Annotated in this window: 22 protein-coding genes and 1 tRNA gene; 10 read left to right on the forward strand and 13 right to left on the reverse strand. The window is 42.3% G+C overall.

Annotated features, from left to right (window positions below):
• The first annotated feature begins 69 nt into the window (after positions 1 to 69).
• Complete coding sequence (locus BACINT_RS14470) at positions 70 to 933, forward strand: GLPGLI family protein (protein ID WP_007664361.1); 864 nt, start codon at positions 70 to 72, stop codon at positions 931 to 933.
• A 218-nt stretch (positions 934 to 1,151) separates the two neighbouring features.
• Positions 1,152 to 3,686: a carboxypeptidase-like regulatory domain-containing protein gene (locus tag BACINT_RS14475; protein ID WP_007664362.1), complete on the forward strand. Its 2,535-nt coding sequence runs from the start codon at positions 1,152 to 1,154 to the stop codon at positions 3,684 to 3,686.
• Position 3,687: 1 nt separating this feature from the next.
• Here BACINT_RS14475 and BACINT_RS14480 read toward each other — a convergent pair whose 3' ends face one another.
• From BACINT_RS14480 to BACINT_RS14535, 12 genes are all read right to left on the reverse strand, one after another.
• Complete coding sequence (locus BACINT_RS14480; protein WP_007664363.1) at positions 3,688 to 4,359, reverse strand: phosphatase PAP2 family protein; 672 nt, start codon at positions 4,357 to 4,359, stop codon at positions 3,688 to 3,690.
• A gap of 6 nt (positions 4,360 to 4,365) precedes the next feature.
• Positions 4,366 to 6,243 (reverse strand): LTA synthase family protein, encoded by a 1,878-nt coding sequence (locus BACINT_RS14485; protein ID WP_007664364.1) that lies wholly within the window; start codon positions 6,241 to 6,243, stop codon positions 4,366 to 4,368.
• A gap of 113 nt (positions 6,244 to 6,356) precedes the next feature.
• Positions 6,357 to 7,013, reverse strand: a complete 657-nt coding sequence (gene fsa / locus BACINT_RS14490) for a fructose-6-phosphate aldolase (RefSeq protein ID WP_007664365.1) — start codon at positions 7,011 to 7,013, stop codon at positions 6,357 to 6,359.
• A 112-nt stretch (positions 7,014 to 7,125) separates the two neighbouring features.
• A complete protein-coding gene (locus BACINT_RS14495) occupies positions 7,126 to 7,773 on the reverse strand; it encodes a DedA family protein (protein ID WP_007664366.1) in 648 nt (215 codons plus the stop codon).
• Positions 7,774 to 7,919: 146 nt separating this feature from the next.
• Positions 7,920 to 8,255 (reverse strand): hypothetical protein, encoded by a 336-nt coding sequence (locus tag BACINT_RS14500; protein ID WP_232288768.1) that lies wholly within the window; start codon positions 8,253 to 8,255, stop codon positions 7,920 to 7,922.
• Positions 8,256 to 8,402: 147 nt separating this feature from the next.
• A complete protein-coding gene (locus BACINT_RS14505; protein WP_007664368.1) occupies positions 8,403 to 9,590 on the reverse strand; it encodes a BF3164 family lipoprotein in 1,188 nt (395 codons plus the stop codon).
• 3 nt (positions 9,591 to 9,593) lie between these two features.
• The gene (locus BACINT_RS14510; protein WP_044155060.1) at positions 9,594 to 10,802 is read right to left on the reverse strand and encodes a 6-bladed beta-propeller; all 1,209 of its coding nucleotides are present in this window, start codon (positions 10,800 to 10,802) and stop codon (positions 9,594 to 9,596) included.
• Between the two features lie 158 nt (positions 10,803 to 10,960).
• Complete coding sequence (locus BACINT_RS14515; RefSeq protein WP_007664370.1) at positions 10,961 to 12,286, reverse strand: tetratricopeptide repeat protein; 1,326 nt, start codon at positions 12,284 to 12,286, stop codon at positions 10,961 to 10,963.
• Positions 12,287 to 12,298: 12 nt separating this feature from the next.
• Positions 12,299 to 13,750, reverse strand: coding sequence for an ATP-binding cassette domain-containing protein (locus BACINT_RS14520; protein WP_044155281.1), 1,452 nt, complete (start codon positions 13,748 to 13,750; stop codon positions 12,299 to 12,301).
• A gap of 204 nt (positions 13,751 to 13,954) precedes the next feature.
• Positions 13,955 to 15,952, reverse strand: a complete 1,998-nt coding sequence (gene pulA / locus BACINT_RS14525) for a type I pullulanase (protein ID WP_007664372.1) — start codon at positions 15,950 to 15,952, stop codon at positions 13,955 to 13,957.
• 36 nt (positions 15,953 to 15,988) lie between these two features.
• Positions 15,989 to 16,558 carry a crossover junction endodeoxyribonuclease RuvC gene (ruvC, locus tag BACINT_RS14530; protein WP_007664373.1) on the reverse strand — a complete coding sequence of 190 codons (570 nt, stop codon included), beginning with the start codon at positions 16,556 to 16,558 and terminating at the stop codon, positions 15,989 to 15,991.
• Complete coding sequence (locus BACINT_RS14535) at positions 16,555 to 16,860, reverse strand: DUF4286 family protein (RefSeq protein ID WP_044155282.1); 306 nt, start codon at positions 16,858 to 16,860, stop codon at positions 16,555 to 16,557. Before BACINT_RS14535 ends, ruvC begins: the two co-directional genes overlap by 4 nt.
• Before the next feature lie 112 nt (positions 16,861 to 16,972).
• On the opposite strand from BACINT_RS14535, the gene BACINT_RS14540 reads away from it, so the two are divergent.
• Positions 16,973 to 17,046: transfer RNA gene (locus tag BACINT_RS14540), tRNA-Ala, on the forward strand.
• A gap of 58 nt (positions 17,047 to 17,104) precedes the next feature.
• Here the strand turns inward: BACINT_RS14540 and BACINT_RS14545 are convergent.
• Positions 17,105 to 17,791, reverse strand: coding sequence for an energy transducer TonB (locus BACINT_RS14545; RefSeq protein ID WP_007664375.1), 687 nt, complete (start codon positions 17,789 to 17,791; stop codon positions 17,105 to 17,107).
• Between the two features lie 264 nt (positions 17,792 to 18,055).
• On the opposite strand from BACINT_RS14545, the gene BACINT_RS14550 reads away from it, so the two are divergent.
• The 7 genes from BACINT_RS14550 (at position 18,056) to BACINT_RS14580 (ending at position 25,056) form a co-directional block, all read left to right on the forward strand.
• The gene (locus BACINT_RS14550) at positions 18,056 to 18,286 is read left to right on the forward strand and encodes a hypothetical protein (protein ID WP_007664376.1); all 231 of its coding nucleotides are present in this window, start codon (positions 18,056 to 18,058) and stop codon (positions 18,284 to 18,286) included.
• Positions 18,287 to 18,618: 332 nt separating this feature from the next.
• On the forward strand, positions 18,619 to 19,638 hold the full coding sequence (gene pheS / locus BACINT_RS14555) for a phenylalanine--tRNA ligase subunit alpha (RefSeq protein ID WP_044155283.1): 1,020 nt from the start codon (positions 18,619 to 18,621) through the stop codon (positions 19,636 to 19,638).
• Between the two features lie 133 nt (positions 19,639 to 19,771).
• Positions 19,772 to 20,968, forward strand: a complete 1,197-nt coding sequence (locus tag BACINT_RS14560; RefSeq protein WP_007664378.1) for an MFS transporter — start codon at positions 19,772 to 19,774, stop codon at positions 20,966 to 20,968.
• Complete coding sequence (nth, locus tag BACINT_RS14565) at positions 20,965 to 21,639, forward strand: endonuclease III (RefSeq protein ID WP_007664380.1); 675 nt, start codon at positions 20,965 to 20,967, stop codon at positions 21,637 to 21,639. Before BACINT_RS14560 ends, nth begins: the two co-directional genes overlap by 4 nt.
• 87 nt (positions 21,640 to 21,726) lie before the next feature.
• Positions 21,727 to 22,986, forward strand: a complete 1,260-nt coding sequence (locus tag BACINT_RS14570; protein ID WP_085930026.1) for a phosphoglycerate kinase — start codon at positions 21,727 to 21,729, stop codon at positions 22,984 to 22,986.
• 114 nt (positions 22,987 to 23,100) lie between these two features.
• Positions 23,101 to 24,123: a porin gene (locus BACINT_RS14575; protein ID WP_007664382.1), complete on the forward strand. Its 1,023-nt coding sequence runs from the start codon at positions 23,101 to 23,103 to the stop codon at positions 24,121 to 24,123.
• A gap of 18 nt (positions 24,124 to 24,141) precedes the next feature.
• Positions 24,142 to 25,056, forward strand: coding sequence for a glutaminase (locus tag BACINT_RS14580; protein ID WP_007664383.1), 915 nt, complete (start codon positions 24,142 to 24,144; stop codon positions 25,054 to 25,056).
• Positions 25,057 to 25,078 lie beyond the last annotated feature (22 nt).

Raw genomic sequence — 25,078 nt, forward strand, 5'->3', positions numbered from 1 at the left:
AATCCGCATAGTTTTGCAGTACAATAATCGCTGGAAGCAGTATGTCAAACCCCTAAAAATGTAAAAACTATGAGTACAAGAATTATTTTCCTCAATCTGTGTCTCGCCATGCTATGCGCATCACAAGCAAAGGCACAAATTATTGTTTCTGATGGAACGAAAATACAGAATGATACCATCGGCGAAGCACAACTCCTTGTGCAATATGAAACGCGCTGCATCATCAATCCGGAGAAACCGGAAAATGTTACGGAAGAAACCATGATGCTGGAAGTAGGCAAAAATCTCTCCAAATTCTACAGTTACACCAAGTATGTATGCGACTCCGTACTGGCAGTGGATTTTGCCAACAAAGCCTCACAGGAAACCATCAATGAACACCTGAAGCAATATGGGCAAAGCAAATTGGGTGAACGTACCTTCAAAGGCTATCCCAGTGGAAAAGTAACAACCCTCGACGAAGTGGCAGGCATGACACGCCTGCGTTGCGAAGAAGCGGAAGAACATCCACAGTGGAAGATACTGGCAGAAAACGATAGTGTCCTCTCCTACCTTTGCAGCAAAGCCGAATGTCAATTCAAAGGCCGGACATGGACGGCATGGTTTACTGCAGAAATCCCCGTCAGCGAAGGTCCCTGGAAGCTTTGCGGACTACCCGGACTGATACTAAAAGCCGAAGACAGTGAAGGGCATTATTCATTTACCGCTGCCGGTATGGAACAGTGCCACACATACAGACCCATACTCTTCGACGGAAAGAAGCACGAACCGATGAACCGCAAAGCATACAACAAAGTGCACGAACGTTATTATGCCGACCCGGTAGGATTTATCACCGGAAGCATGCCGAACGTCACTGTTACTATAAAAGATGAACATGGCAATGCAACCAAGAACCCGAAGAATGTTCCTTATAACCCGTTGGAACGATAATATTTCTCCACACCCGTAATCGTTCGTGAAATCTGTTGCATACTGAATGCATTTCAGTCGTATACTGAACCCTATTCAGTCGTATAGTGAATGCCATTCAGTCGTATACTTAAATAACCTCTTTTTTACATACTGATAATCAACAAATTACGAAAGCACCGTATTCGTATAAAAATTACGACAAGCCTCGATTGGCAAATAATCAATTATTGTAATGTATGAATAAAAAAATTACTATTCTATTTTTTCTGTTTCTCTTTAGTTTCTTGTCGTCTACCCACGCCCAGACATTGAAGGGCAAGATAACAGATGCAGAAACCAATCTACCGCTGGAGGCAGTCATGATCAGTGTATTACGCGGAAACACAATGATAGACTATGCACTAACCGATGCTAAAGGGCAATTTTCTTTACCGTGGAAGCATAGCGGAACGCTGCAACTCAATATCTCTTTGTTAGGCTATAAAAGAGAAATGCGAAATATCAATGCGGCAGGAACCCTGAATCTCAGCCTACAACCGGAAGCTATTGTGCTGAAAGAAGTACAGATACGTCCGGGACGCATCAATACCCGAAAAGATACGGTAAGATATGATCTGGCACAGTTTGCTTCCTCTAAAGATGTGCATATCAAGGATGTATTGAAGAAACTTCCGGGCGTGGATGTCGATGAAAATGGACAAGTTAAGTACAAAGGGAAAGCCATCGACCACTACTTTGTAGAGGGAATGGACGTCACAGGCGGACGCTACAACCAGATCAACAATAACCTGAGTGCCAAAGCTGTGAAAACGGCTGAAATCATGGAAAACTATCAGTCCGTAAAGGCCCTGAAAGGAAAGATTAACTCTGAAGAAGTGGCACTGAACCTGAAACTCGATCCGAAAGCGCGGGATCAATGGATAGCTAACACCACACTGGGTGCCGGATGGAGCGATGACAATGATAAACTCTTATGGGAAGGCGGGCTGAATGCCCTTCAACTGGGCAAAGGCAAGCAGAGTGTCTACAATTACAAGACGAATAACAATGGCAAGGACCTCAGCAACGAACAGACAATATTGACAGGAAGCGGTTGGCAGGAAGTGCCACTTTCCGGTTTTCTAGCACAGCCGGGCATCAGTGCACCGTTGGATAAAAAACGCTTATTGTTTAATGAGACGCACACCCTGAATGGCAACCGGATGTACAAATGGAATGAAGATCGCAGTTTACGTATGCAAGCTGGATACACTCATGACGTGATCCGGCAACAACGGGGAAATACGCAAATCTATTATCAGCCAACGGATACCATACAAATAGATGAAACTTATCATTATCGCCTGAGAAGTGATGCCGCCAATCTGGAACTTCGTTATGAAGATAACAGCAATCGCAACTATATATCCAACCGCTTCACAATGGATGGGGAAATAAACCATGGTCGTTCGGAAGAACTCAGACAAACTCTACGAACTTCCCGGCTGAGTGCGGGAAATTATTTCAATCTCATCCGGAACCGGGAAAATAGTACCTGGGAATTCCGCTCGGCAACGCAGTATGCTTACCAGCCCGCATCTTTATTACTTGAAGAAGGAAAAAGCAAATTCAATCAGCACAGTTTCTATACAGATAATAGTGCGGCATATCTGCGCAAGTACAACGGCTTTACCCAGCAATACAAAGCAGGAATACAAGGGGAACGGGCTACTATGAAGTATATTCCGCCTACACAACCTAATGACTTCAACGCCTCTAACCTGTCATTGTATTTCAACCCCTATTTCCAGTTGCAACGGGGTAAAGGGCTGGCTACACTTTCACTGCCCCTAAAAGCACAACGATACTTCTCACAGCAACGATCATTCCTATTCTTCAATCCGTCCACGTATTTGCGTTACAAACTGGATTACCATTGGACGTTCTCTCTCTATGGCAGCCTGAAACGTTCGGCAGGAGATTTCTCCGACCTATATCCGGGACTTTACCAAACCGACTACCGTACCTGGCGAAGCGGTAACGGCCTTTTTCCAACGAGCACTACGCAGACTTATAATCTCTATGGTGAATATAAAAATACCGTGCAAGAATTCTTTGTCACAGCCTCGCTGACCTACAGTCGCAGTAATCGGAATACCCTCTTTGAGCAAAGTGTTTCTGAAAATGCAATTGTCTACACCCAACGTGAGCTGCCGAATCACAGCGATAGCTGGAACCTCAGCAGTACCTTGTCCAAAGGCATATACGACTGGCATCTGAAAACCTCTCTTACCCTGCTGCTCAGTCGTAGCAACGGGGAGCAACTTACGCGCCTGACTGATAGCGACCAACAAAGTCTTTTGCAAACTTACCGTTATGATTACCTGAAAGCAGAACCTAAGATTATATGGTCGCCCGCAGATCTCTTTGAAGCAGAATATCATGCGACATTGGGGTATGGCGGTAGCAAGATAGGAAGCGATACCCGCCTCAGCCCATTGCTGGACTTTGTACAACGGCTACATCTCACATTCAGCATCGGACAAGTAGACCTGCGCCTTTCCGGCGAACATTACCGGAATGATTTAGGAGAACATACACATCTCAATACTGTGTTTGCAGATGCATCCCTTATCTATAAAAGAAAAAAATGGAGATTGGAAGCAAGTCTCAACAATCTCTTCAACAAGAAAGAGTATGCTTATACGACGTATTCAGCCACACAAAGTTATACTTCGCGACTGAATATACGCCCGAGGGAAGTCATGGCGACGGTAAATTATCAGTTTTAATCTATAATACCATTACTGCGGAATAGATGAGTATCCCCAATATTGTTAATCCTCCAACCAATATCGGAGCATAAATATGGGGAACTTTTTCCATTGTCTTATGTCCGCTGACTTTCAGGAAAAGGCGATATACGATATATGCTGCAATCAATCCGATAAGTGTACCTGCCAGAAGATCACCCGGAAAATGTACTCCCAGGTAAATGCGTGAATAGCAAGTCAGCAGTGCCCATCCCATTATAAATACGGTGAGCCATCGCTTACGGAAAAGGAACCAGATAAAGAATGCCAGTCCGAAAGTATTGGCTGCGTGGCAAGAAGGAAAGCCATAACGCCCACCCCGATAACCATTTACAATGTGCACCATATTGGATATCGGATTTTCCAGATTAGCCGGACGAAGGCGCTCCACATAAGGACGTATCAACGTTGCACCTGTCTGGTCGGCAATGGTAATGACGAGTGCTAACCCAATCATACAGAACAAAGTCACTTTCCAGTGGAAATTGCGAAGCATGACATACCAGATAGCAGCATACATAGGCACCCAAATCCATTTACCACTATATGCACTCATAAAATAATCAAAGAACGGACTGTGCATCCGGTTGATGGAGAGGAATATATCAGTATCAATATCGACTACCTGATTCAAAATGTCTAATAGAATCATCTTGTTTTATCTTTTAGCAATGTCATCATACAATTTCTGTAAATAAGCCTTGCCCGGCAGCAAGTTCCCTCCTTTCGCAGTGCCTTCATCTACTGCTACAGCATCTGCTTCACAGTTAAATATCAGCAGGTTTTCCGGTGTTACCATACCGAAAAGGTCCGGAACTGCAAAAAAAGCAAAATGAGGAGAAGCAGGATTCAACATGTCTTTGCTGAATACAAACTTCTGATGAGGCAAGGATAATTGTGCCAACAGAGTAGCAGCAATATCATGTTGTGAACCGTACACATCAATACGTCTTGGTTCGCTAATTGCACCGCCAACCAATAACAGAGGTATCTGATAGCGGTCTACCGACTGATTATTCAATTGTTCGGGATATGCTCCCAGATGATCGGGCACAAATACTATTACCGTATTCTTCCACTGCGGCAATTCACGAAAACGCTTCACAAAGTCACCTACACAACTATCAGTATAGGCAAAAGCATTCAAACGATCATTCGCCAGACGACGATAGGGAACCTCAAAAGGCTCGTGACTGCTGGAGGTCTGCAATACCCGGTAGAACGGACGGGCATTATCTGCCATAGTTGTATCCGCCGCTTCAGCCTTTATATCTTCCAACAGACGATTGAAAACAAGATGATCGTGTGCGCCCCATTTACTTAAACGCTCTGATACGGAGAAATCCTGATCCGAAACAATGCTTTCAAAACCGGAAGACATCAGGTAAGAACGCATATTCGTAAAGTCGGCATCACCCCCATAATAATATTTGGTACGGTATCCGGCATCACGCAGGCTACCTGCAATAGCAGGAAGATTCTGGGTCTTGCGAGGGTACTTCATAATACTGGTGGTAGGCTGTGCTGGATAACCGCTCAGAATGGATACCAATCCACGGTCTGTACGGAAGCTATTGGCAAAAAAGTTCGTAAAGAGAACTCCTTCACTTGCCAGGCTGTCCATCTGCACGGCAATATCCGGCTCGCCACCCAGAGTAGTCATCAACTTGGATGAGAAACTCTCCAGTATGACGAAAATAACATTCGGACGTTCTGTTTTGAATAAAGCTGTGCGCAAAGTATCAGGAACTACCACAGTACTATCCAGTACCTGCGGATCTACCAGCTTCTTCATCAATTCATCTGCCTGTGCCGCTTCCATAAAACGGTATTGTTTACTGAAATCTTTTTGCTTGGAAAGAGATTCCATCAAGCTGAACGCCGGATTGATAGCCGCATGATTCAGTCGCTGGTTAGAACTGAAATAGGCTTTACCGGTATTCATTGTAGAAACGGTGAATCCACCGCGGATAGGAATAAAAAGAAGGGCAGTCAGTAACAACATGACACCCGATACAGACAGGCGGCGATAAGGTAACTTCAGCCCCTTCCAAATACCTCTCTGTACCCAAAGGAAAATGACGTAAAGTAAGGATGCATATACGATCATGGCTACTATTCCACCTATCATCTGCCATATATTCATACTTGCAAATGCATCTTTAGGAGAAGAGAAGAAATAGAAGAGCGGCGTGGCATCCAGACGGAAACCCCAATACTCATATAAACCTAAATCAACAATGAAAATGACAGCGAGTAAAATAGCAATGAAGAAATAATAACCATTCCAGATACTGCGGAGCGTCTTGGAAAGTGTCCAGGCGGATGCAATAAAAAGTAATCCGGGGATAGCCGTCAGATATCCGGCCAGTGAGAGGTCAAGGGGTAAACCATTCCAGATAACCAGAAAGGGATCTGTCCAGGAAGTACCTGCATACAAAGAACTGTAGTAAAGTATAAATAACGGTTTCTGCAATATAAAGACACAGACGAAAAGGATGTACGTCTTTATCAATCCTATAAGCCTTTCTTTCATCAGCTTTTTCTTGTTTTATATTTATATTGAGCGCAAAAATAGTTGTTTTATTCTATTTTTCGCGAATAATGTTCAAGAAAACCGTGAAAGAAAGGCTTATAAGAGTATTTTTATTATCCGTTTACACGTTTATAGTCTTCCAGGAACTTTTTCAGTCCGGAATCCGTCAATGGATGATTAAGCAGACCTTTAATGGCGGACAATGGACAAGTTGCGACATCGGCACCTACTTCAATACATTGCATAATGTGTGCTGTATGACGAATAGAAGCCGCAAGAACTTGTGTGGTATAGCCGTAATACCGATACATTTCCACGATCTTACCTACCAGTGCGATACCATCCTCACAGATATCGTCCAGACGTCCCACAAACGGAGATACATAAGTAGCTCCCGCTTTGGCAGCCAGCAAAGCTTGTCCTACAGAAAATACCAATGTACAATTGGTACGGATACCTTTGGAAGTGAAATATTTGATAGCCTTGATACCATCTGCGATACAGGGAACTTTTACTACGATATGCGGGTTGAGTGCAGCAAGCTCTTCGCCTTCCTTAATCATACCTTCATACTCCGTAGCAATAACCTCGGCACTGACATCACCTTGTACGATGTTGCAAATTTCCACATAATGTTTCCGCTGATTATCTACTCCTTTGATGCCCTCTTTCGCCATAAGCGAAGGGTTGGTGGTTACTCCATCGAGAACGCCCATATCATAGGCTTCTTTGATCTGGTCTAAATTTGCAGTGTCAATAAAAAATTTCATGGCATAAACTGTTTATTGTGATTAAAAATATAAAGTTACATAAAAAGATATGAAACCTCAAATTATAAGGCATATATAATTAGAAACAGATAGTTTAGTTAAATGTTTTCGACTATTTCTGTTTCTTTGATTTAATTTTTGCTCGTACCACTTCTATCATGGCAGGTAATATGGAAATTACTATAATTGCTACAATCAGCAATTTAAGATTTTCTTGCACCACCGGAAGGTCTCCGAAGAAATACCCGGCATAACAGAAAAGCGCTACCCAGGCAGCTCCCCCTATCAAATTGTATACCATGAAATAGTGATAATGCATCTTCCCCATTCCAGCTACAAATGGGGCAAAAGTGCGCACAATGGGAACAAACCTTGCTATGATTATAGTCTTGCCACCATATTTTTTATAAAATTCATGTGTCTTATCCAGATGACTTTGCTTGAATATTCTGGAATTGGGGTTATTAAACAGCTTGCACCCAAAGAGATGCCCTATCATATAGTTACAAGAATCTCCCAACACAGCAGCAAAAAACAAGATAAGAACAAGGATATTTACTTCAAGCGGTGTTCCAGGTAACGAAGCTATAGCTCCCGCCACAAAAAGTAATGAATCTCCCGGAAGAAAAGGCGTAACCACCAACCCTGTTTCACAAAAAATGATTATGAACAATATTACATAGGTCCAGGTATGATATTCCTGCACAATATCTATCATGTATTGATCAATGTGGAGAATAAAATCTAATATAAATTCCATTACATATTGATTATTGGGAATAAAATATATACATATTCCGCAACATAAATATAGCTCTCCCGCTACTCCTTATGACAGAAATATATATGAATTGATATAATTAAAGAGAATATAAAGCACAGAATGCCTTATAAGAGAAAGAAGATTTAAATAATAATACGCCTTAAAGCATAGATATAATATCTACTGGAATATTGAGTAAGAGAAAGATGATATGGAAAATAAAACCTCTTTTCTTCAGGAAGTAAAACTTTTATAGATTTAACAATCTTGGCTACAACAGAAAATGCATTGAATCTCAGGACTTGTGAAGAAGGAATATTACTACGTGAAACAGATGTTGCTATATTGCCAATAGCCTTACTTGCATATTCTCCTCCATAAACAATCTTTTTACATTGCTCTGTATTCACATTGGATAAGTTGCATTCTGGTCTACTCTGTTGCAGTTCTGTTACACGAAGTTCTTTGTACTCCTTCATATCATTGGATACAGAATCGAATCCCGATACAAGGAATACACTTAACAATATGCAAAATAAAAATATATACTTCGCCATAACGGCTGCAAATATAAAAAGTATTTTTCAGAGATGAATCATTTTGGCCCTTTATCTTGCAAACCAATTTTATTCTTTTCCTGGCAATGTATACAAAAAGAGAGGATCGTCATACATATAACACAACTGATATAATATCTTCCCATCTGATATCACCCTGCCCCAATGGTCAAGTTTATAACGCGCTACCGGATTACCACCCCAATCATATTGTTCCACAAAGATATATCCGTCACCTTTACCGTTTTCACGCGATACCTGAAGTGGAGTACGTCCGCTATAAGTCAGGAAGAAGTAATCGTCAGTAGCAGATATTCCCCAATAATAAGTCACATTATCCGGGCCTAATGTAAGTACATCATTCTTGGCTTCCACACCGTCAACATCAAAAGTAATATCCCGTACAGTTTGAGCAGATGTATCCATTACCAGGATTTTACGAAAATATTTATAAGCATATACCATCCTGTTACCGGAAGGAGAGACTATAAAATCACCGATATACGGACTCCAGGAACGATGTTTCTTACTAAAAGCAAGATTATATATTTGCTCCGTTTGCAAACTGTCTCCCTGATAAACAGTACGAATTATCGCCTTTCCCCTCGGCACATTATCAGCATAATAGAAAGTATCCCGGGAAACTGCACATATCTGCCGGTCTGAATAAGAAGCACCTTTGATTGATTTAAAGGTAAAAGGAAAAGCTCTCAATACACCCGTCGTATCAGTTTCAAACAGTTGCATAGTACCCGTTTCATAAACATACGTACCGGGAGCAGACACACCTGAAGATACCAAATGAGGAAAGTTAAATTCATTAGGTCCATTTCCTCCTATTCCGAAAGAAGTGATATAACGGAAATCCGGTAAACGATACCAGTGGAAGAAACAGTTCAGACCTTCGTCTGCCGGTTTCACTACTTCAACCGTTCCATCCGGGCGGCGGGTATAGGACATAGCCGGACGATTCTGCAAAAGGAAATATCCATCTTTAATCAGCATCTCCGGTTCTGACATTTTGAAAATGGGACCTTCTTCATCCAGTATTTGATGGGTAGCTGCCAATTCTATTAGTTCTCCGAAGTCCCCATCTTTTAACGTCACACTTCCAGCCACCAGAGGAGCATCTTGTATTATCTTTGGAGTTTCTACAACAATCGTATCATTTGCCTCCTGCTGTTTCTGCTCTGCCTGCGACTTGCAGGCAGAGAAAAACAATAGAGACAGCAATATAATGTAAAGTAAGTGTTTCATTTATTATTTCAACTTAGCGTACAGAATATAGTTATTATCATTCTCATGAATACTATCTGCCAGTTTCTGCATACGTTCCCGATCGGTAGCTGGAATATCTTTAGCACTTTCCAGGTACTTTTCCAATGTTTCCTTCAAAGTCGCAGGCTCCATATTAGCTGTATAATATCCATTTGAACAATTGTATGGGAACCAAGGAATCGGTAAATTACCCAGATAGTCATTCTCTACTTTATAGAAAGCGCCCTTCAAAGATTCTTTATCCATAATAAAATCAGCCGGCACTTCTGTAGTAAAATTATTTTCATCCAGCTGCTTCTCTACGGATGTACTTCCCAGGAAATGACGCGGCAATTCCTTATAATCATGAATGGGAATTTCTTTCTTAACAAAATCCATTGTGAAACGAGGATTCAAACGCCCGTTAGCATAGTGATAAAGGCTATCCGGACGACGTTCCCAGAATACAAAAAGAGAAACATCAAAGTCTGCACCATTTTTATTGCTATATACTTCATTGCTGAAGTCCGGCTTTATGGCTAAATGGCGTGAACGTATCGTATCTTGTATTTCTCCATTGAATTTCTGAGTCCATGCCACATACGGCAAATAATCAAAAGGCAGAAGGAATACAGACAAAAGAGAATCCTTTGTATTTGCCTTGAAGACACCTTTCGGCACCAAACCAGGCAATGGAATACTCTGTACAGCTTGTCCTTTCAAGTCATAAGCCAACAGAGATCTTGCATTCCACGGAAGCAAGTATATGCGTCCACCTGTTTCATCTATCTGAGCATCATAAATCAGCTGATACTCACCGGGACCTTGGCCGAAAGATCCCACATTAGCAAGAAATTTCCCTGCTTTATCGAAAAGCTTAAAAGGAGTCTGATCCTTACCCCACACTAATATATAATTGTCGGAAACAATCACATTTCGTACAGGCACCAATGCTTCATCCCGATTGTCCAACTTCACAATCTGCAATTCATCTGCAAAATAACTCAACGGAAGTACCACAGTATCTTTCAATGCCGACAGATTACAAACCCATATGGAATCTCCATTTATAACCTCCACCGAACCAGCTATCGGCTGTGTATCCAATGCTGAGTTTTTCTGACTTTGACCTCCATTTGAACAGGAACTCAATCCCCCAATAAACATTAGGCTTGCCAGCCATCCAGCACTTTTCCATTGCTTGTTTTTCATATTCTTATTTTTTATGTGAAACAATGAGACAAAGATAGCTGCCTTGGGGAGGAGAAGCAAATTATCTTATAGACAAAACTGACAGATTACTGAATAGATAAAGCATTGATTTTAAAAGAAATAAATCTTTTACACTTAAAATCAGTATAGACAAAAGTTCAGAAACGGCGCAAAAAATCATCCAAAGTTTCATTGTTTTCCGTCAGCCCCAACTTATCCCGTCTCATACGTTGTTTCTTACGGCTAATCGAAGTACGACTAATACAATAGATATCAGATAAATCCTTGATACTAACATTTATTTTCACCAGGCAACAGAAATACACATCCTTCATACTTAATCCCGGGAACGCTTCTAACAACCTCACAGAAAACCGATCGTAACTTCCGTCCACCGTTTGACGTATGTCTTCCCACTCTTCATCAGATAAGGCTATACGCCTATTTGGACTGTCACTCTCTTCTTCGGAAGTCTCTTCTTCTTTCTCCAAAGAAGGGATTTTATGAAATGACTTCATTCGCCGGAAAAGTGATTCGCGAAGCATACCCTCTTTTTCACGTAGCATATTCAACTCCTCTGATTGCTGCAATAACTGTTCTGTCTGGCTCAGCCGCAGAGATTGCTCACGCCAAAGCTGCTTATACATCTGGCGTTTACGACGCTGCCAAACAATATAACCTACCGCAAATGCTACTACAAAACAAAGCCCTAAACTCAAAAGCCAGATTTCACGCTTCTGCTTATCTATTTTCAGACGATTCAACTCATTTTCGAGCTTAGCCTTTTCGTATTGTGTCCGATTCTCAAAACTTTCTTCTCTCCTCAGTTCATTCACAAGATGCTCATTGGCAGCAAGTGCTGCATAGAAAGAACAGCTATCTTTTCCCTGCGAAGAATACAACATTTTCAACCGTCTGGATGCCTCTGCAGCAACCCATCGATTTAATGATATAGATGCTGTACGGTAATAAGTAACGGCCGAATCGTATTCATTGACACCTGCCCAAAGATTTCCTTTTGCCAAATGATAGTAGGGTACAACTGTCCTATCATTCATATTTTTCCGTATTAAATCCATTACTAACACTCCTTCCCGAAAACGTCCGGCAGCAGCATAAACTTTGGCCACTTCCTGACAAATAGAGCTATATTGCCATTCATTTGCCATACGACTGGCTTTCAAAAAATAGGGCATAGCCTCATCTAACATCCCTCTCGACGAATAAATAAAGGCAATAAAACGATTCACCTGCGCTTTGTCCCCCTCACGTTTAAAAAAGTTTTCAGCCAATTGCATGTAAAACAATACACTATCCATATTGGCAGAGTTACGAGAAGCTGCTCTTCCTTTATTAAACAGATTCAGACCAATTGCAAAAGAATCTGGCACTACCCGTGAAGGGGCAGTATACAATTCTTTTCCCCCTCTTCCGCAAGAAAGAAGGACAATTAGTATCAAAAGCAGGAGTAGCAGTTTCTTCATAGTATTGAACGATTATCGATTACGCTTCAGGAATATACGATCTGAAATAGTGGCGGGTAACTCCCTCTCATAGTGAGTAACCATAATCATCGTTTTATCCTGCCGACGGCAAAATGCCTCGATTACTTTCTTCACCCGGCGACGGTTATAAGTATCCAAGCCATGCAAAGGTTCATCCAATATCAGTAATTCCGGATCTTTTACAAAAGCTCGTGCTAGTAGTGCTAGGCGTTGCTCACCACTGGATAATTGCAAGAAAGGTTTATCTTTAAGGGCGGCAATACCAAAAATATCCATCCACCATTCACAAACAGACATTTGTTCTGCCTTCGGACGTTTATACAATCCAATGCTGTCATGCAGGCCGGAAGCAACAATCTCAATAGCCGGCAAATTCTTCAAATAAGCGCGGTGCATTTCAGGGCTGACATACCCGATGTGTTTCTTTATTTCCCAAATACTTTCACCTGTTCCCCGTTTTCTCCCGAACAGGCTGATATCACAAGCATATGATTGGGGATTATCGGCACATACAAGACTCAATAAAGTCGATTTACCAGCCCCGTTTTCTCCACTCAATGCCCATTTTTGTCCACGCATCACCGTCCAGTCCAGTTCTTTCAAAATAGTGCGGTCGCCATAACGGATACTGACTTTATTCAGTTTTACCACTTCATCGGAAACATAATTGGTATTATCATAAGGCAAATCGATAATGCGTTGTTGCAAATCTTCGGGTACAGGTATATCTGCATTCCGGAATATGGTAAGGTATTGATCACGTGACATCATTTGCCCTACTGTACGATTTGCTACCGGCAGCACTTTATTAATATATGAGGGAATATCATCCATCATAGAAAGTATCAGGATAAGTTGCACTGCAGACCGCTTAGCCAATCCCTCCAACAAAGTATTCAGCAACTCACGGGTTTGTGCATCCAATCCAATGAAAGGATTGTCCATGATAAGCACACGAGGAGCGGTAAGCAGTGCTTTCACTAACTGAAATTTGCGCAACTCGCCGCTGGAAAGAAGAATCATCGGCTTATCCAGCATAGGTTCGATGCAAAATAATTCAAAAAGTTCTTGTTTTAGGGCCTCATCCCTAACTGCTCCCAACATATCCTTAACTAATGGTACATCATCATGGTCATGAGTATTCCAGCGTTGTTGATAATAATAATTAGCATCCGCCGAACCGTATGTATCACGGAAAGCAATGTATTTGACATTATCATAGACCGTTTGTGATGCAGAAGGAGAAAAGTCATAAGTAAGTGTCCCTTCTTTCAATGGATATTTCCCGATAAGCATATCTACCAAAAGGCTCTTTCCTGAACCGTTAGGCCCTACAATAGCAATGTGTTCGTCTGCAGGAAAAGAAATGGAAACAGGTGCAGCCAATCGCACAAGCGGATTACGTGCCACCCCTCCATTCAAAGATATAGTATATGATTGCATCATTGGAGACATATTTTGTTTTATAATGCCGCAAAGATACCAAGTTTTCCGGTTTTACTTACCCTAACAAACAGACAGTTTATGCAAATTGCCTATTTTTAAGCAAGTAATCTGAAAGTAAAACTGATAATATAGCATCATATCTATAAAAATATCGCCCTTGCCAGTATGGTTACTTACAAGGGCGATATTTTTTATAGATACTTATTTATAAATAATAAGTGCAGATTGTGCCGGAACCAACACTTCCGAACCATAAAGTGTACCCAGTCCATTTTCATTTATAAATCCATCCTTGCATACCACTGTGTATTTGCCTTCAGGCACAACCAGCTTTGCCGGCTCTTTACGGGAATTCAGTGCCACGATAATATCTTCCCAAGCATCTCCATTAGCATTCTCCTTCAAGCGATATGCAACCAGATTATTACCCTCTACCGGAAGGAATTCCAAATGTTTGCGCACCAGTTCCGCATCTCCCATACGGAAAGCAGGATGATTTTTACGCAACTGTATCAAACCTTTATAATAAGCAAATACATCAGCATATTCAGCTTTGCGTCTCCAATCAATCGCATTGATAGAATCAGGACTCTGATAACTGTTATGTACCCCTTTCTTATCACGCATCACTTCTTCGCCCGCATAGATAAACGGTATGCCTTGTGAAGTAAATACAGCCGTCTGTGCCAGTTTATCCAACTTGGCAAGTTCCTGCGGTGTAATGCCTGGAATGCTTGCATTAAGTCTGTCTACCAGACACATATCATCATGACAAGATACATAGCTGATCATTTGCGTCGGCTGTTCAGCCCATGAAGCCTTACTGTAATTCACTGAATCATTGTCCACCTGCGGGTGCTTGATGGCACCTACAATACCAAACTTAATACTCTCCTCCCCACCAGGAAGTCCGGCAAGGAAAGCACCTTTGTGGTTATCATTGAACGGCCCCCGCAGAGCATCACGCATTTCATCGGAGAAAGCGGCAATACCGGGCATCCGATAAGTATTCATCTTCATTGCCAAAGAGTCTTCCGGCATTTGGGGAGCCTTAGCTGCCCAACCTTCACCATAAATAATGATACTCGGATCAACCGCCGTAGCAGCCTTGCGGATTTCATTCATTGTTGTAATATCATGAATTCCCATCAAGTCAAAGCGGAATCCATCAAGATGATATTCATTAAGCCAATGCAACACAGACTCTACCATATATTTCCGCATCATAGGACGGTTACTCGCCGTTTCATTACCACAGGCAGACCCATCAGCAAAGCTACCGTCCGGCATCTGGCGATAGAAATACCCTGGTACCGTACGTTCAAAATTACTCTCAGCGGTATTAAATGTATGATTATACACTACATCCAGCACTACCCGGATGCCAGCCTTATGTAAAGCCTGCACCATTTGCTTGAATTCCTTAATACGAATAGAAGGATTATAAGGATCGGTAGAATACGAGCCGTCAGGTACATTATAGTTCTGTGGGTCATATCCCCAATTATATTTATTTTCATCCAATTTCGTCTCATCTACCGAAGCGTAGTCATAAGACGGCAGAATGTGAACATGTGTCACACCCAGTTCTTTCAAATGATCGATGCCTGTTGCCAGCTTCTCAGGGCTAAGTGTACCTTCTTCCGTCAGTGCCAGGAACTTACCTTTATGCTGAATACCCGACGAAGGATCGGTAGAGAAGTCACGGTGATGCATTTCATAAATAACAGCATCGGCCGGAGAAGCCAAAGCAGGTCGCTTATCTTGTGCCCAACCTTCAGGATCAGTAGCTTTCATATCAATGATAGCAGCACGTTTTCCATTCACCCCTACCGCTTTCGCATTGATGCCCGGAGTATCTCCCAGCCATTTATCCTTGATCTTCACATTAAATGTATAAAATTTCCCTATCAGGTCTTTTTCCACCTTTGCCGTCCAGGTTCCTTCCTTATCAGATACCATAGAAACAGTCTCATAAGCATGGCCGCCATCACCCGCATCAAACAGCATGAGGCGTACTTCATCGGCAGTCGGCGCCCACAATGTAAAATTCGTAACTTCGGGAGTATACTCCATTTCCGTCAGGCTGCCCGAACGAACGGGATACAACTCATAAGACGCGTACTCATTCTTCGTTGGAGCACAGCTGGCAACTGTCGCTGTGGCTACTCCAATCAAGGCAAGTTCATTCAGTTTCATGGTGGTTATTTTAAGTTTTAGTATTAATATCAGATCTTATTTCTTCACTTTATCCGGGTTTTTGGCCATAAAGTCTTTCCATCCGTGATACCCTTTCTCTACTGTGGGACGCCCCATTTGCAAAAAATGGCAATAAGCAGCAGCCAGCCCGTCCGTAGCATCCATAAATGTAGGCATATCTTCCTTTGCAAAGTGAAGCATACGTTGCAACATATCTGCTACCTGCTCCTTGGAAGCCTGGCCATTTCCAGTAATAGCCATTTTTATCTTAAGAGGGGCATATTCCGTAATAGGGATATCACGGCTGAGGGCAGCAGCCATAGCAACTCCCTGAGCACGCCCCAGCTTCAACATAGATTGTACATTCTTACCGAAAAAGGGAGCTTCAATAGCAAGTTCATCAGGCAAATAACTCTCAATGATGCTCAATACCCGTTCGTGTATATGGCGAAGTTTAAGGTAATGGTCACCAAACTTGCGCAGGTCAATAATACCCATAGCAATCATCTCAGGTTTTGTCCCCACCACACGCAGCACTCCATATCCCATAATGGTAGTACCGGGGTCGATACCTAAAATTATCTTTTCCTTGACCGGTTGTATCACTCTATCACCTCCATCAATGTAGGAAAGCCAACCACCTTATCCTGGAATATCTTAACCAGCTCATCGTTTAGTTTCACTCCTTGCTCCATGTGCCAGCGATGCAGAATGGCGGAGTTTTCCACTTCAAACTGAAGGGAATAGCATGTGCTGCCCTCTTCACGATGGCTCAGTACACGGACAATACGCGGCGTATGCAATGCACCGGTTTTCTCTACTTCGGGTAAATAGAATTCCTTTATCCAAATCAGGAAGTTATCTTCCTGTCCTTCTTCCACTTGATAGGTTGTATTATAGATCAGCATATTTTTTCTTTCAATTTGTTTCGCAAACATAGCAATTATTTCAGAATAATGCATTATATTTGCGCCACCAAAACAAGAGAAAGCTCGAAAACGTTAGCGAAAGATCGAAAAAGGGGGGTTAGCTCATCTGGCTAGAGCGCGACACTGGCAGTGTCGAGGTGATCGGTTCGAGTCCGATACTCTCCACAAAAAATAAAAGCTGCATTCAAGACCGAATGCAGCTTTTATTTTTTATATCACTGTTTCACTGTAGTTTAAACGTCACAGGTACTGTAAACTTGCAGCGTACAGGCACACCACGCTGTTTACCAGGTATCCATTTCGGCATAGTAGAAATTACACGGACTGCTTCTTTGTCCAGATAAGGATCGACACCTCTTATCACTTTCACATCTACAATACTTCCGTCTTTATTAACAACGAACTGCACCGTTACACGACCCTGAGTTCCATTCTCTTGTGGAATAGTAGGATATTTGATATTCTTGCCCAAGTACTGTAAAAGCCCGACTGTGCCCCCATCAGGAAATTGCGGATTTTCTTCCACAATCACAAAAATGTCATCTTCTACCACCACTTCTTCATCCACTGTAACCGGTATGTGCTTAATCACTACATCTTCACCTGTTTCCTCCGAAGAGGCAAAATTAGTTTCCTCTGCAGTATCGTCATCATCTATTATCGTCAAAACATCATTAATAGGAGTTACCTGAGGTGGTGGCGGAGGAGTCACTTCAGGCTGCCTTGTAAGAGGGATCTCCATGTCCTGCTCAAATACATTCTCGGTGATACGACCACTCGTATCAACCCTGACATCACGAGTCCATTCGAATGCAACGAACATGAAGGCGAGTACAGTTACATAACCGACAAGCAGCCACGTTGGCCTCTTGTTTTCCAGGTTTGCTTTGGGTGTTTTTTTGGTTTCCATAGTTTACAAATTAGTTACCGCATAATGTTTACTTGTTAAAATTGAACATTATACAGATGTTGTTAGTAATACGAAAACACTTGTGGCCACTATTTTCTGTATTAAAGGTAGTTGAATAACTGTTAAGTTGTTATCGGAGAGATTCATAAATATGCTTTTTTAATATCTGTTTGACAAAATTGCTTAGCAAAAAGATTATTTACGGCAGAATGCTTAAGATTAGTAAAAAAACAGTTACCTTTGTCGGACTAATTAATTCTAAAGATGAAACAAACAAAATCAGGGAAAAGTGAAATCATACTGAATACACTAAGCCCTTATGATTCAAAGGTGCAACGTTATCTTTCTCTCTCTAAGGAAATCGAGCAACTGATGAATAATGCAAAAGATGAAAATGAGGGATGTGTTTCTATTGAGCTGGTGGCAGAATTCTGTGTATTGCAAGAAGAACTTTATCAGGAAGCACTAAAGAAGCATAAAGAAGAGGCAAACTAACCTCTGCCACCGTCGGTATAATGAAGCATATAAAAAAGCCGGAAAATACCTGAGACATACCAACTCCGTGTCAAGTCCGTACCAACTCCGTACCTTCTCCTTGTTCTTAGACACGGACTATGTACGGAGTAGGTAGGGAACAGACAAAGATGAAATAGGAAATAAGCCAGAATCAGACCTGCAAAACCTCCGGGAATAAATTCATTTCCATATCACATATAGCCTTTTTCCTTGTATCCGATTAATTTTATAAAAAGATTGCAACCGGAATCATGATAAAGTTGTATCTTTGCACCGTTTTATGTATTTCGGAAATAAATAATAACGACGATATGATAGATAAAATCAACCAGCTTCTGCAAGAAGTGGAAGCACTGAAAGCTGCCAATGCCGAGGAACTGGAAGCGCTCCGCATCAAATTCCTTAGTAAAAAAGGTGCAATCAATGACTTGATGGCGGATTTCCGTAACGTGGCTGCCGAACAGAAGAAAGAAGTCGGCATGAGACTGAATGAACTGAAGAACAAGGCACAGGAAAAAATTACTGCCTTGAAAGAACAGTTCGAAAGTCAGGATACGGGCTGTGATGATATTGACCTTACACGTTCCGCTTATCCGGTAGAATTGGGTACGCGCCACCCGCTCACCATCGTAAAGAACGAAATCATCGATATATTTGCCCGTTTGGGATTCAGCATTGCCGAAGGTCCGGAAATCGAGGATGACTGGCATGTGTTCTCTGCATTGAATTTCGCCGAAGATCACCCTGCACGCGATATGCAGGATACTTTCTTCATCGAAACTCATCCTGATATTGTATTGCGTACACACACCTCATCCGTGCAAACCCGCGTAATGGAAGTTTCACACCCCCCTATCCGTATCATTTGTCCGGGACGTGTATATCGCAATGAAGCCATCAGCTACCGTGCACACTGTTTCTTCCATCAGGTTGAGGCTTTGTATGTAGACAAAGATGTATCTTTCACCGACCTGAAACAGGTTTTGTTACTCTTTGCCAAAGAGATGTTTGGTGAAGATACTAAAATCCGTTTGCGTCCGTCTTATTTCCCGTTCACGGAACCCAGTGCGGAAATGGATATCAGCTGTAATATTTGCGGTGGAAAAGGTTGTCCGTTCTGCAAGCATACCGGCTGGGTTGAAATCCTCGGTTGCGGTATGGTAGATCCGAATGTATTGGAAAGCAACGGAATCGATAGTAAAGTATATAGCGGATATGCCCTCGGTATGGGTATTGAGCGTATTACAAACCTGAAATACCAGGTAAAGGATCTTCGTATGTTCTCTGAAAACGACACGAGATTCCTGAAGGAATTCGAAGCCGCTTATTAACAACCAACATATACCGGGCGAATGATTATCCGCTCCTACAATGATATACCATTCCGGATATCACAAAACAAGTAGGCGATACATAATCATTCGCCCGGATATATTTTCTTAGTTCTTACTCAAGCTGCCCATTATGAAAGATAGACTTGTCACTCCCAGCTATTGTTTTATTCTTGCAGCCAACTTCCTGCTGTACTTCGGCTTCTGGTTGCTGATACCGGTACTTCCATTCTACCTGTCTGAAGTATTCAGTGCCGGAAATTCAACAATCGGCATTATTCTTTCTTGTTATACAGTAGCAGCTTTATGTATCCGCCCCTTTTCCGGTTACTTTTTGGACAGCTTTGCACGTAAGCCTCTGTATCTGATGGCATATTTTATCTTTATGACAATGTTTGCCGGATATATCATTGCCGGTTCGCTTACGTTATTCATCCTGTTCCGTATCATACAGGGCGTATCGTTCGGAATGGTGACCGTAGGCGGTAATACAGTGGTCATCGACATCATGCCTTCTTCACGACGCGGAGAAGGATTAGGATACTATGGACTTTCGAATAATATTGCGATGGCGGTAGGTCCGATGTCCGGATTGTTCCTGCATGATGCAGGAATGAGTTTCACAACTATATTCTGTTGCTCACTGGGCTCATGTATAGCAGGCTTCGTTTGTGCCTCTCTTGTCAAAACACCCTATAAACCGCCTGTGAAGAGAGAACCGATTTCCCTTGACCGCTTTATATTATTGAAAGGTATTCCGGCAGGCATCAGTTTGTTGCTGCTTTCGATTCCATACGGAATGACAACAAACTATGTGGCTATGTACGCCAAGCAGATCGGCATCAATGCCACTACAGGCTTCTTCTTCACTTTCATGGCAATAGGTATGGCTATATCGCGCATCTTCTCCGGAAAGATAGTGGACAGGGGTAAGATAACACAGGTCATTTCAGCCGGATTGTATCTCGTAGTATTCAGCTTCTTCCTCCTTTCAGCATGCGTATACCTTATCAGTTGGAACAACATGCTATGTACTGTTGTTTTCTTTGCCGTAGCCCTGTTGCTGGGAGTAGGTTTTGGTATTATGTTTCCGGCTTACAATACCCTTTTTGTCAACCTCGCCCCCAATAGCCAACGTGGTACTGCCACTTCTACCTATCTGACATCCTGGGATGTAGGCATCGGTATCGGTATGCTGACAGGAGGATATATTGCGGAGGTCAGCACTTTCGATAAAGCTTATTTGTTCGGGGCTTGCCTCACCATTGTCTCTATGCTCTACTTCAATGGGAAAGTGGCTCCTCATTACCATAAAAATAAATTGCGATGAGAAAAAAAGAACGTTACGAAAAAATTCTTGCCTGGTTTCGGGAGAATCGTCCTGTAGCCGAAACGGAACTGCATTATGAAACTCCGTTCCAACTGCTGATAGCAGTCATCCTCTCCGCCCAATGTACAGACAAGCGGGTGAATATGATTGTTCCACCGTTGTATCGCGATTTCCCTACCCCGGAAGTTCTTGCTGCCAGTACACCGGAAGTGATATACGAATATATCCGTAGCGTATCTTATCCCAATAACAAAGCAAAACACCTGGTGGGTATGGCACAAATGTTGGTGAAAGACTTCAACAGTGAAGTGCCTGATACACTGGAAGAGCTTGTAAAACTACCCGGTGTGGGACGCAAGACGGCGAACGTCATCCAATCCGTTGTATTTAACAAAGCTGCAATGGCAGTAGATACTCATGTGTTCCGTGTAAGTCACCGCCTCGGACTGGTTTCGGATGCATGTACCACACCGTTCAGTGTAGAGAAAGAACTGGTGAAAAATATCCCGGAAGCGGATATCCCCATTGCACATCACTGGCTTATCTTACATGGAAGATACGTCTGCCAGGCACGTACACCGCAATGTGATAAGTGCGGTTTGCAATTGATGTGCAAATATTATTGCGAGAAGTATAAAGTTAGCAAAGAGAAGCCGAAAGATAAAGAATAAATGACGGTTTCATAGCAAAAGAAAGAAATAAATGCTAACTTTGCGCTCACGAAAACGAATTAATAACACTTTTAAATAAAATAGAGTATTATGACAATTGATCAATTCAACTTTGCCGGTAAAAAGGCATTCGTTCGTGTAGACTTCAATGTGCCTCTGGACGAAAACTTCAACATTACAGATGATAACCGTATGCGTGCTGCTCTTCCTACGTTAAAGAAAATTCTGGCTGACGGTGGTAGTATAATTATTGGTTCTCACCTCGGTCGTCCGAAAGGTCCGGCTGACAAATTCTCATTGAAACACATTCTGAACCATCTTTCAGAGTTGTTGGGTGTTGACGTACAATTCGCTAACGACTGTATGGGCGAAGAAGCTGCTGTTAAGGCTGCTGCTCTGCAACCGGGTGAAGTATTGTTGCTCGAAAACCTTCGTTTCTACGCTGAAGAAGAAGGCAAACCCCGTGGTTTGGCTGAAGACGCTACAGACGAAGAAAAAGCTGCTGCTAAGAAAGCCGTTAAAGAAAGCCAGAAAGAATTCACCAAGAAATTGGCTTCTTACGCTGACTGCTATGTAAACGACGCTTTCGGTACAGCTCACCGTGCACACGCTTCTACAGCTTTGATCGCTAAATATTTCGACAAAGACAGCAAAATGTTCGGTTACCTGATGGAGAAAGAAGTGAAGGCTGTTGATAAAGTATTGAATGACATCAAACGTCCATTCACTGCTATCATGGGTGGTTCCAAAGTTTCTTCTAAAATTGAAATTATCGAAAATCTGCTGAGCAAGGTTGACAACCTGATCATTGCCGGTGGTATGACTTATACTTTCACCAAGGCTATGGGTGGTAAGATCGGTATCTCTATCTGCGAAGATGACAAACTGGATCTGGCCCTCGAACTGATAGAAAAGGCAAAAGCAAAAGGTGTAAACTTGGTATTGGCTGTTGATGCAAAGATTGCTGACGCTTTCTCTAACGATGCTAACACTAAGTTCTGTCCGGTTGACCAAATTCCTGATGGTTGGGAAGGTCTGGATATCGGTCCTGAAACTGAGAAAATCTTCACAGATGTTATCAAAAACTCTAAGACTATCTTGTGGAATGGTCCGACAGGTGTATTCGAATTCGAAAACTTCACTCATGGCTCACGTGCAGTAGGCGAGGCTATCGTAGAGGCTACTAAGAACGGTGCATTCTCACTTGTAGGTGGTGGTGACTCTGTAGCTTGCGTTAACAAGTTTGGCTTGGCAAGCGGTGTTTCTTATGTTTCAACAGGTGGTGGTGCATTGCTTGAAGCAATCGAAGGAAAAGTTCTTCCGGGTATCGCTGCTATCAACGAATAAGAATAAACATTATCATACCAAAAGGCAGCTCTTTGAAAAGAAGGGTTGCCTTTTTTAATCTTATATTTTTATAGTAAACGATCATTTATCTTTCCTAACACATTTATCATAGAAATGAAACGAACTTTGTTATCCTTTGCTTTCCTACTTTCCGCACTGATAGCAACAGCACAAGATGCATGTTTGAACGACGTAGTAAATACGCTCAAAGATCGTATCAGCCTCTCCGGTTATGCACAGGTGGGTTATACTTACGATGATGCTGATGGCAGCAGTAATACGTTCGACATCAAGCGGGTTATCTTCATGGCACAAGGTAAAATTACCGACCGTTGGTTGTGCTACTTCATGTACAGCTTTGCCAATACTGGAAAAATCCTTGAAGCATATACCGAATATAAATTCCTCCCGCAACTGACTGCCCGCATCGGACAATTCAAAACCATGTATACCATTGAAAACCCAATGTCTCCTTGCTATGTGGAACTGATTAATTGCTACTCGCAATCTGTCAATTATCTGGCTGGCATCAATGGCAGTGATCCTTTGTATGGTTCCAGTAGCGGACGTGATATGGGACTCCTGATCTATGGTGATCTGTTTGGAAAACTGGTGAACTATAATCTTGCGGTAATGAATGGGCAAGGTATCAACCTGAAAGATAAAAACAACCAGAAGGATATTGTAGGCAGCCTGATGGTTCATCCACTCGACTGGCTGTCTGTAGGCGGTTCTTTTGTAAAAGGGAAAGGATGTGCTGTGGCCGTATCCAGCCTCAATCCCGATATACAGGTAGGCGAAAACTATACCCGTAACCGTTGGTCGGCAGGTGCAGTCATTAAAACTAAACCGGTGGATGTACGCACGGAATACTTGGCCGGAAAAGATGGACGTATCAAAAGTGACGGTTATTATGTAACAGCATCTGCACATGTATTCCCGAAAGTAGATGTAATAGCATCTTATGATTATCTTAATAAGAGTAAAGTACTCGATGATAAGCAAAGTAATTATGTAGTAGGTTTACAATATTGGTTCTATCCTAAATGCAGGGTACAGGCACAGTATACATACTGCAACCGCCATATCGGAGATAATAGTAACCTACTGCAAGCGCAATTGCAGGTGCGTTTCTAAAGAAAAACCTTATATACCATGGACTACACCGAAATTCTGAAAGAAATATACGAGGAGATACAGCCATACGCCCAAATGGGTAAACCGGCAAGCTATATTCCTGAATTGCTGAAAGTCAACCCTGATCGCTATGGTATTTGCCTGCGTACTATTGAAGGAAAAGAATATGCCCAGGGAGACAGTGACGAGCGTTTTGCCATACAAAGTATTTCGAAAGTATTCTCTCTTGCGATAAGTTTCAGCCGGATGGGCAATGAACTCTGGAAACGTATAGGTGTAGAACCATCCGGTAACGCATTTAACTCCATTTTCCAGCTGGAAATGGAGAAAGGGATTCCCCGCAATCCTCTCATCAATGCGGGAGCATTAGTAATGGCAGACATCCTGCTTTCAGTACTCGATGATCCGGAAAAGGATTATCTCGCTTTCGTACGAAAACTCTGCGGCAACAACCAGATTCAATATAATGAAGGTATGGCAACTTCCGAACGTGAATATGGCTATCTGAATGCAGCCATTACCAATATGCTGAAATATCATGGAAATATAGAAAACGATATTGAGCGGGTACTTCACTTTTATTTCCTTCAATGTTCCATAGGTATGAGTTGCCGGGAACTGGCACGTTCTTTCCTTCCTTTCGCTGATCATACAAGACCGTTCAGTTTTGATGGAATCGAACTGACGACTTCACAAGTAAAACGTATCAATGCCATTATGCAGACTTGCGGTTTCTATGATGAAGCTGGGGAATTCTCTTATCTGGTGGGGTTACCCGGGAAAAGCGGTGTTGGTGGCGGTATTGCAGCTGTCTGCCCACGTAAGTATGCGGTAGCAGTATGGAGTCCGCGACTTAACCCTAAAGGTAACTCTGTAATGGGGATGAAAGCCCTTGAATTACTGACTACCAAAACAGCTATCAGTATTTTCTAAGTCCCCGAACTTTTTGGCATCA

Origin of the sequence: Bacteroides intestinalis DSM 17393 (assembly GCF_000172175.1) — a bacterium.
GTDB classification, from domain to species: Bacteria; Bacteroidota; Bacteroidia; order Bacteroidales; family Bacteroidaceae; genus Bacteroides; species Bacteroides intestinalis.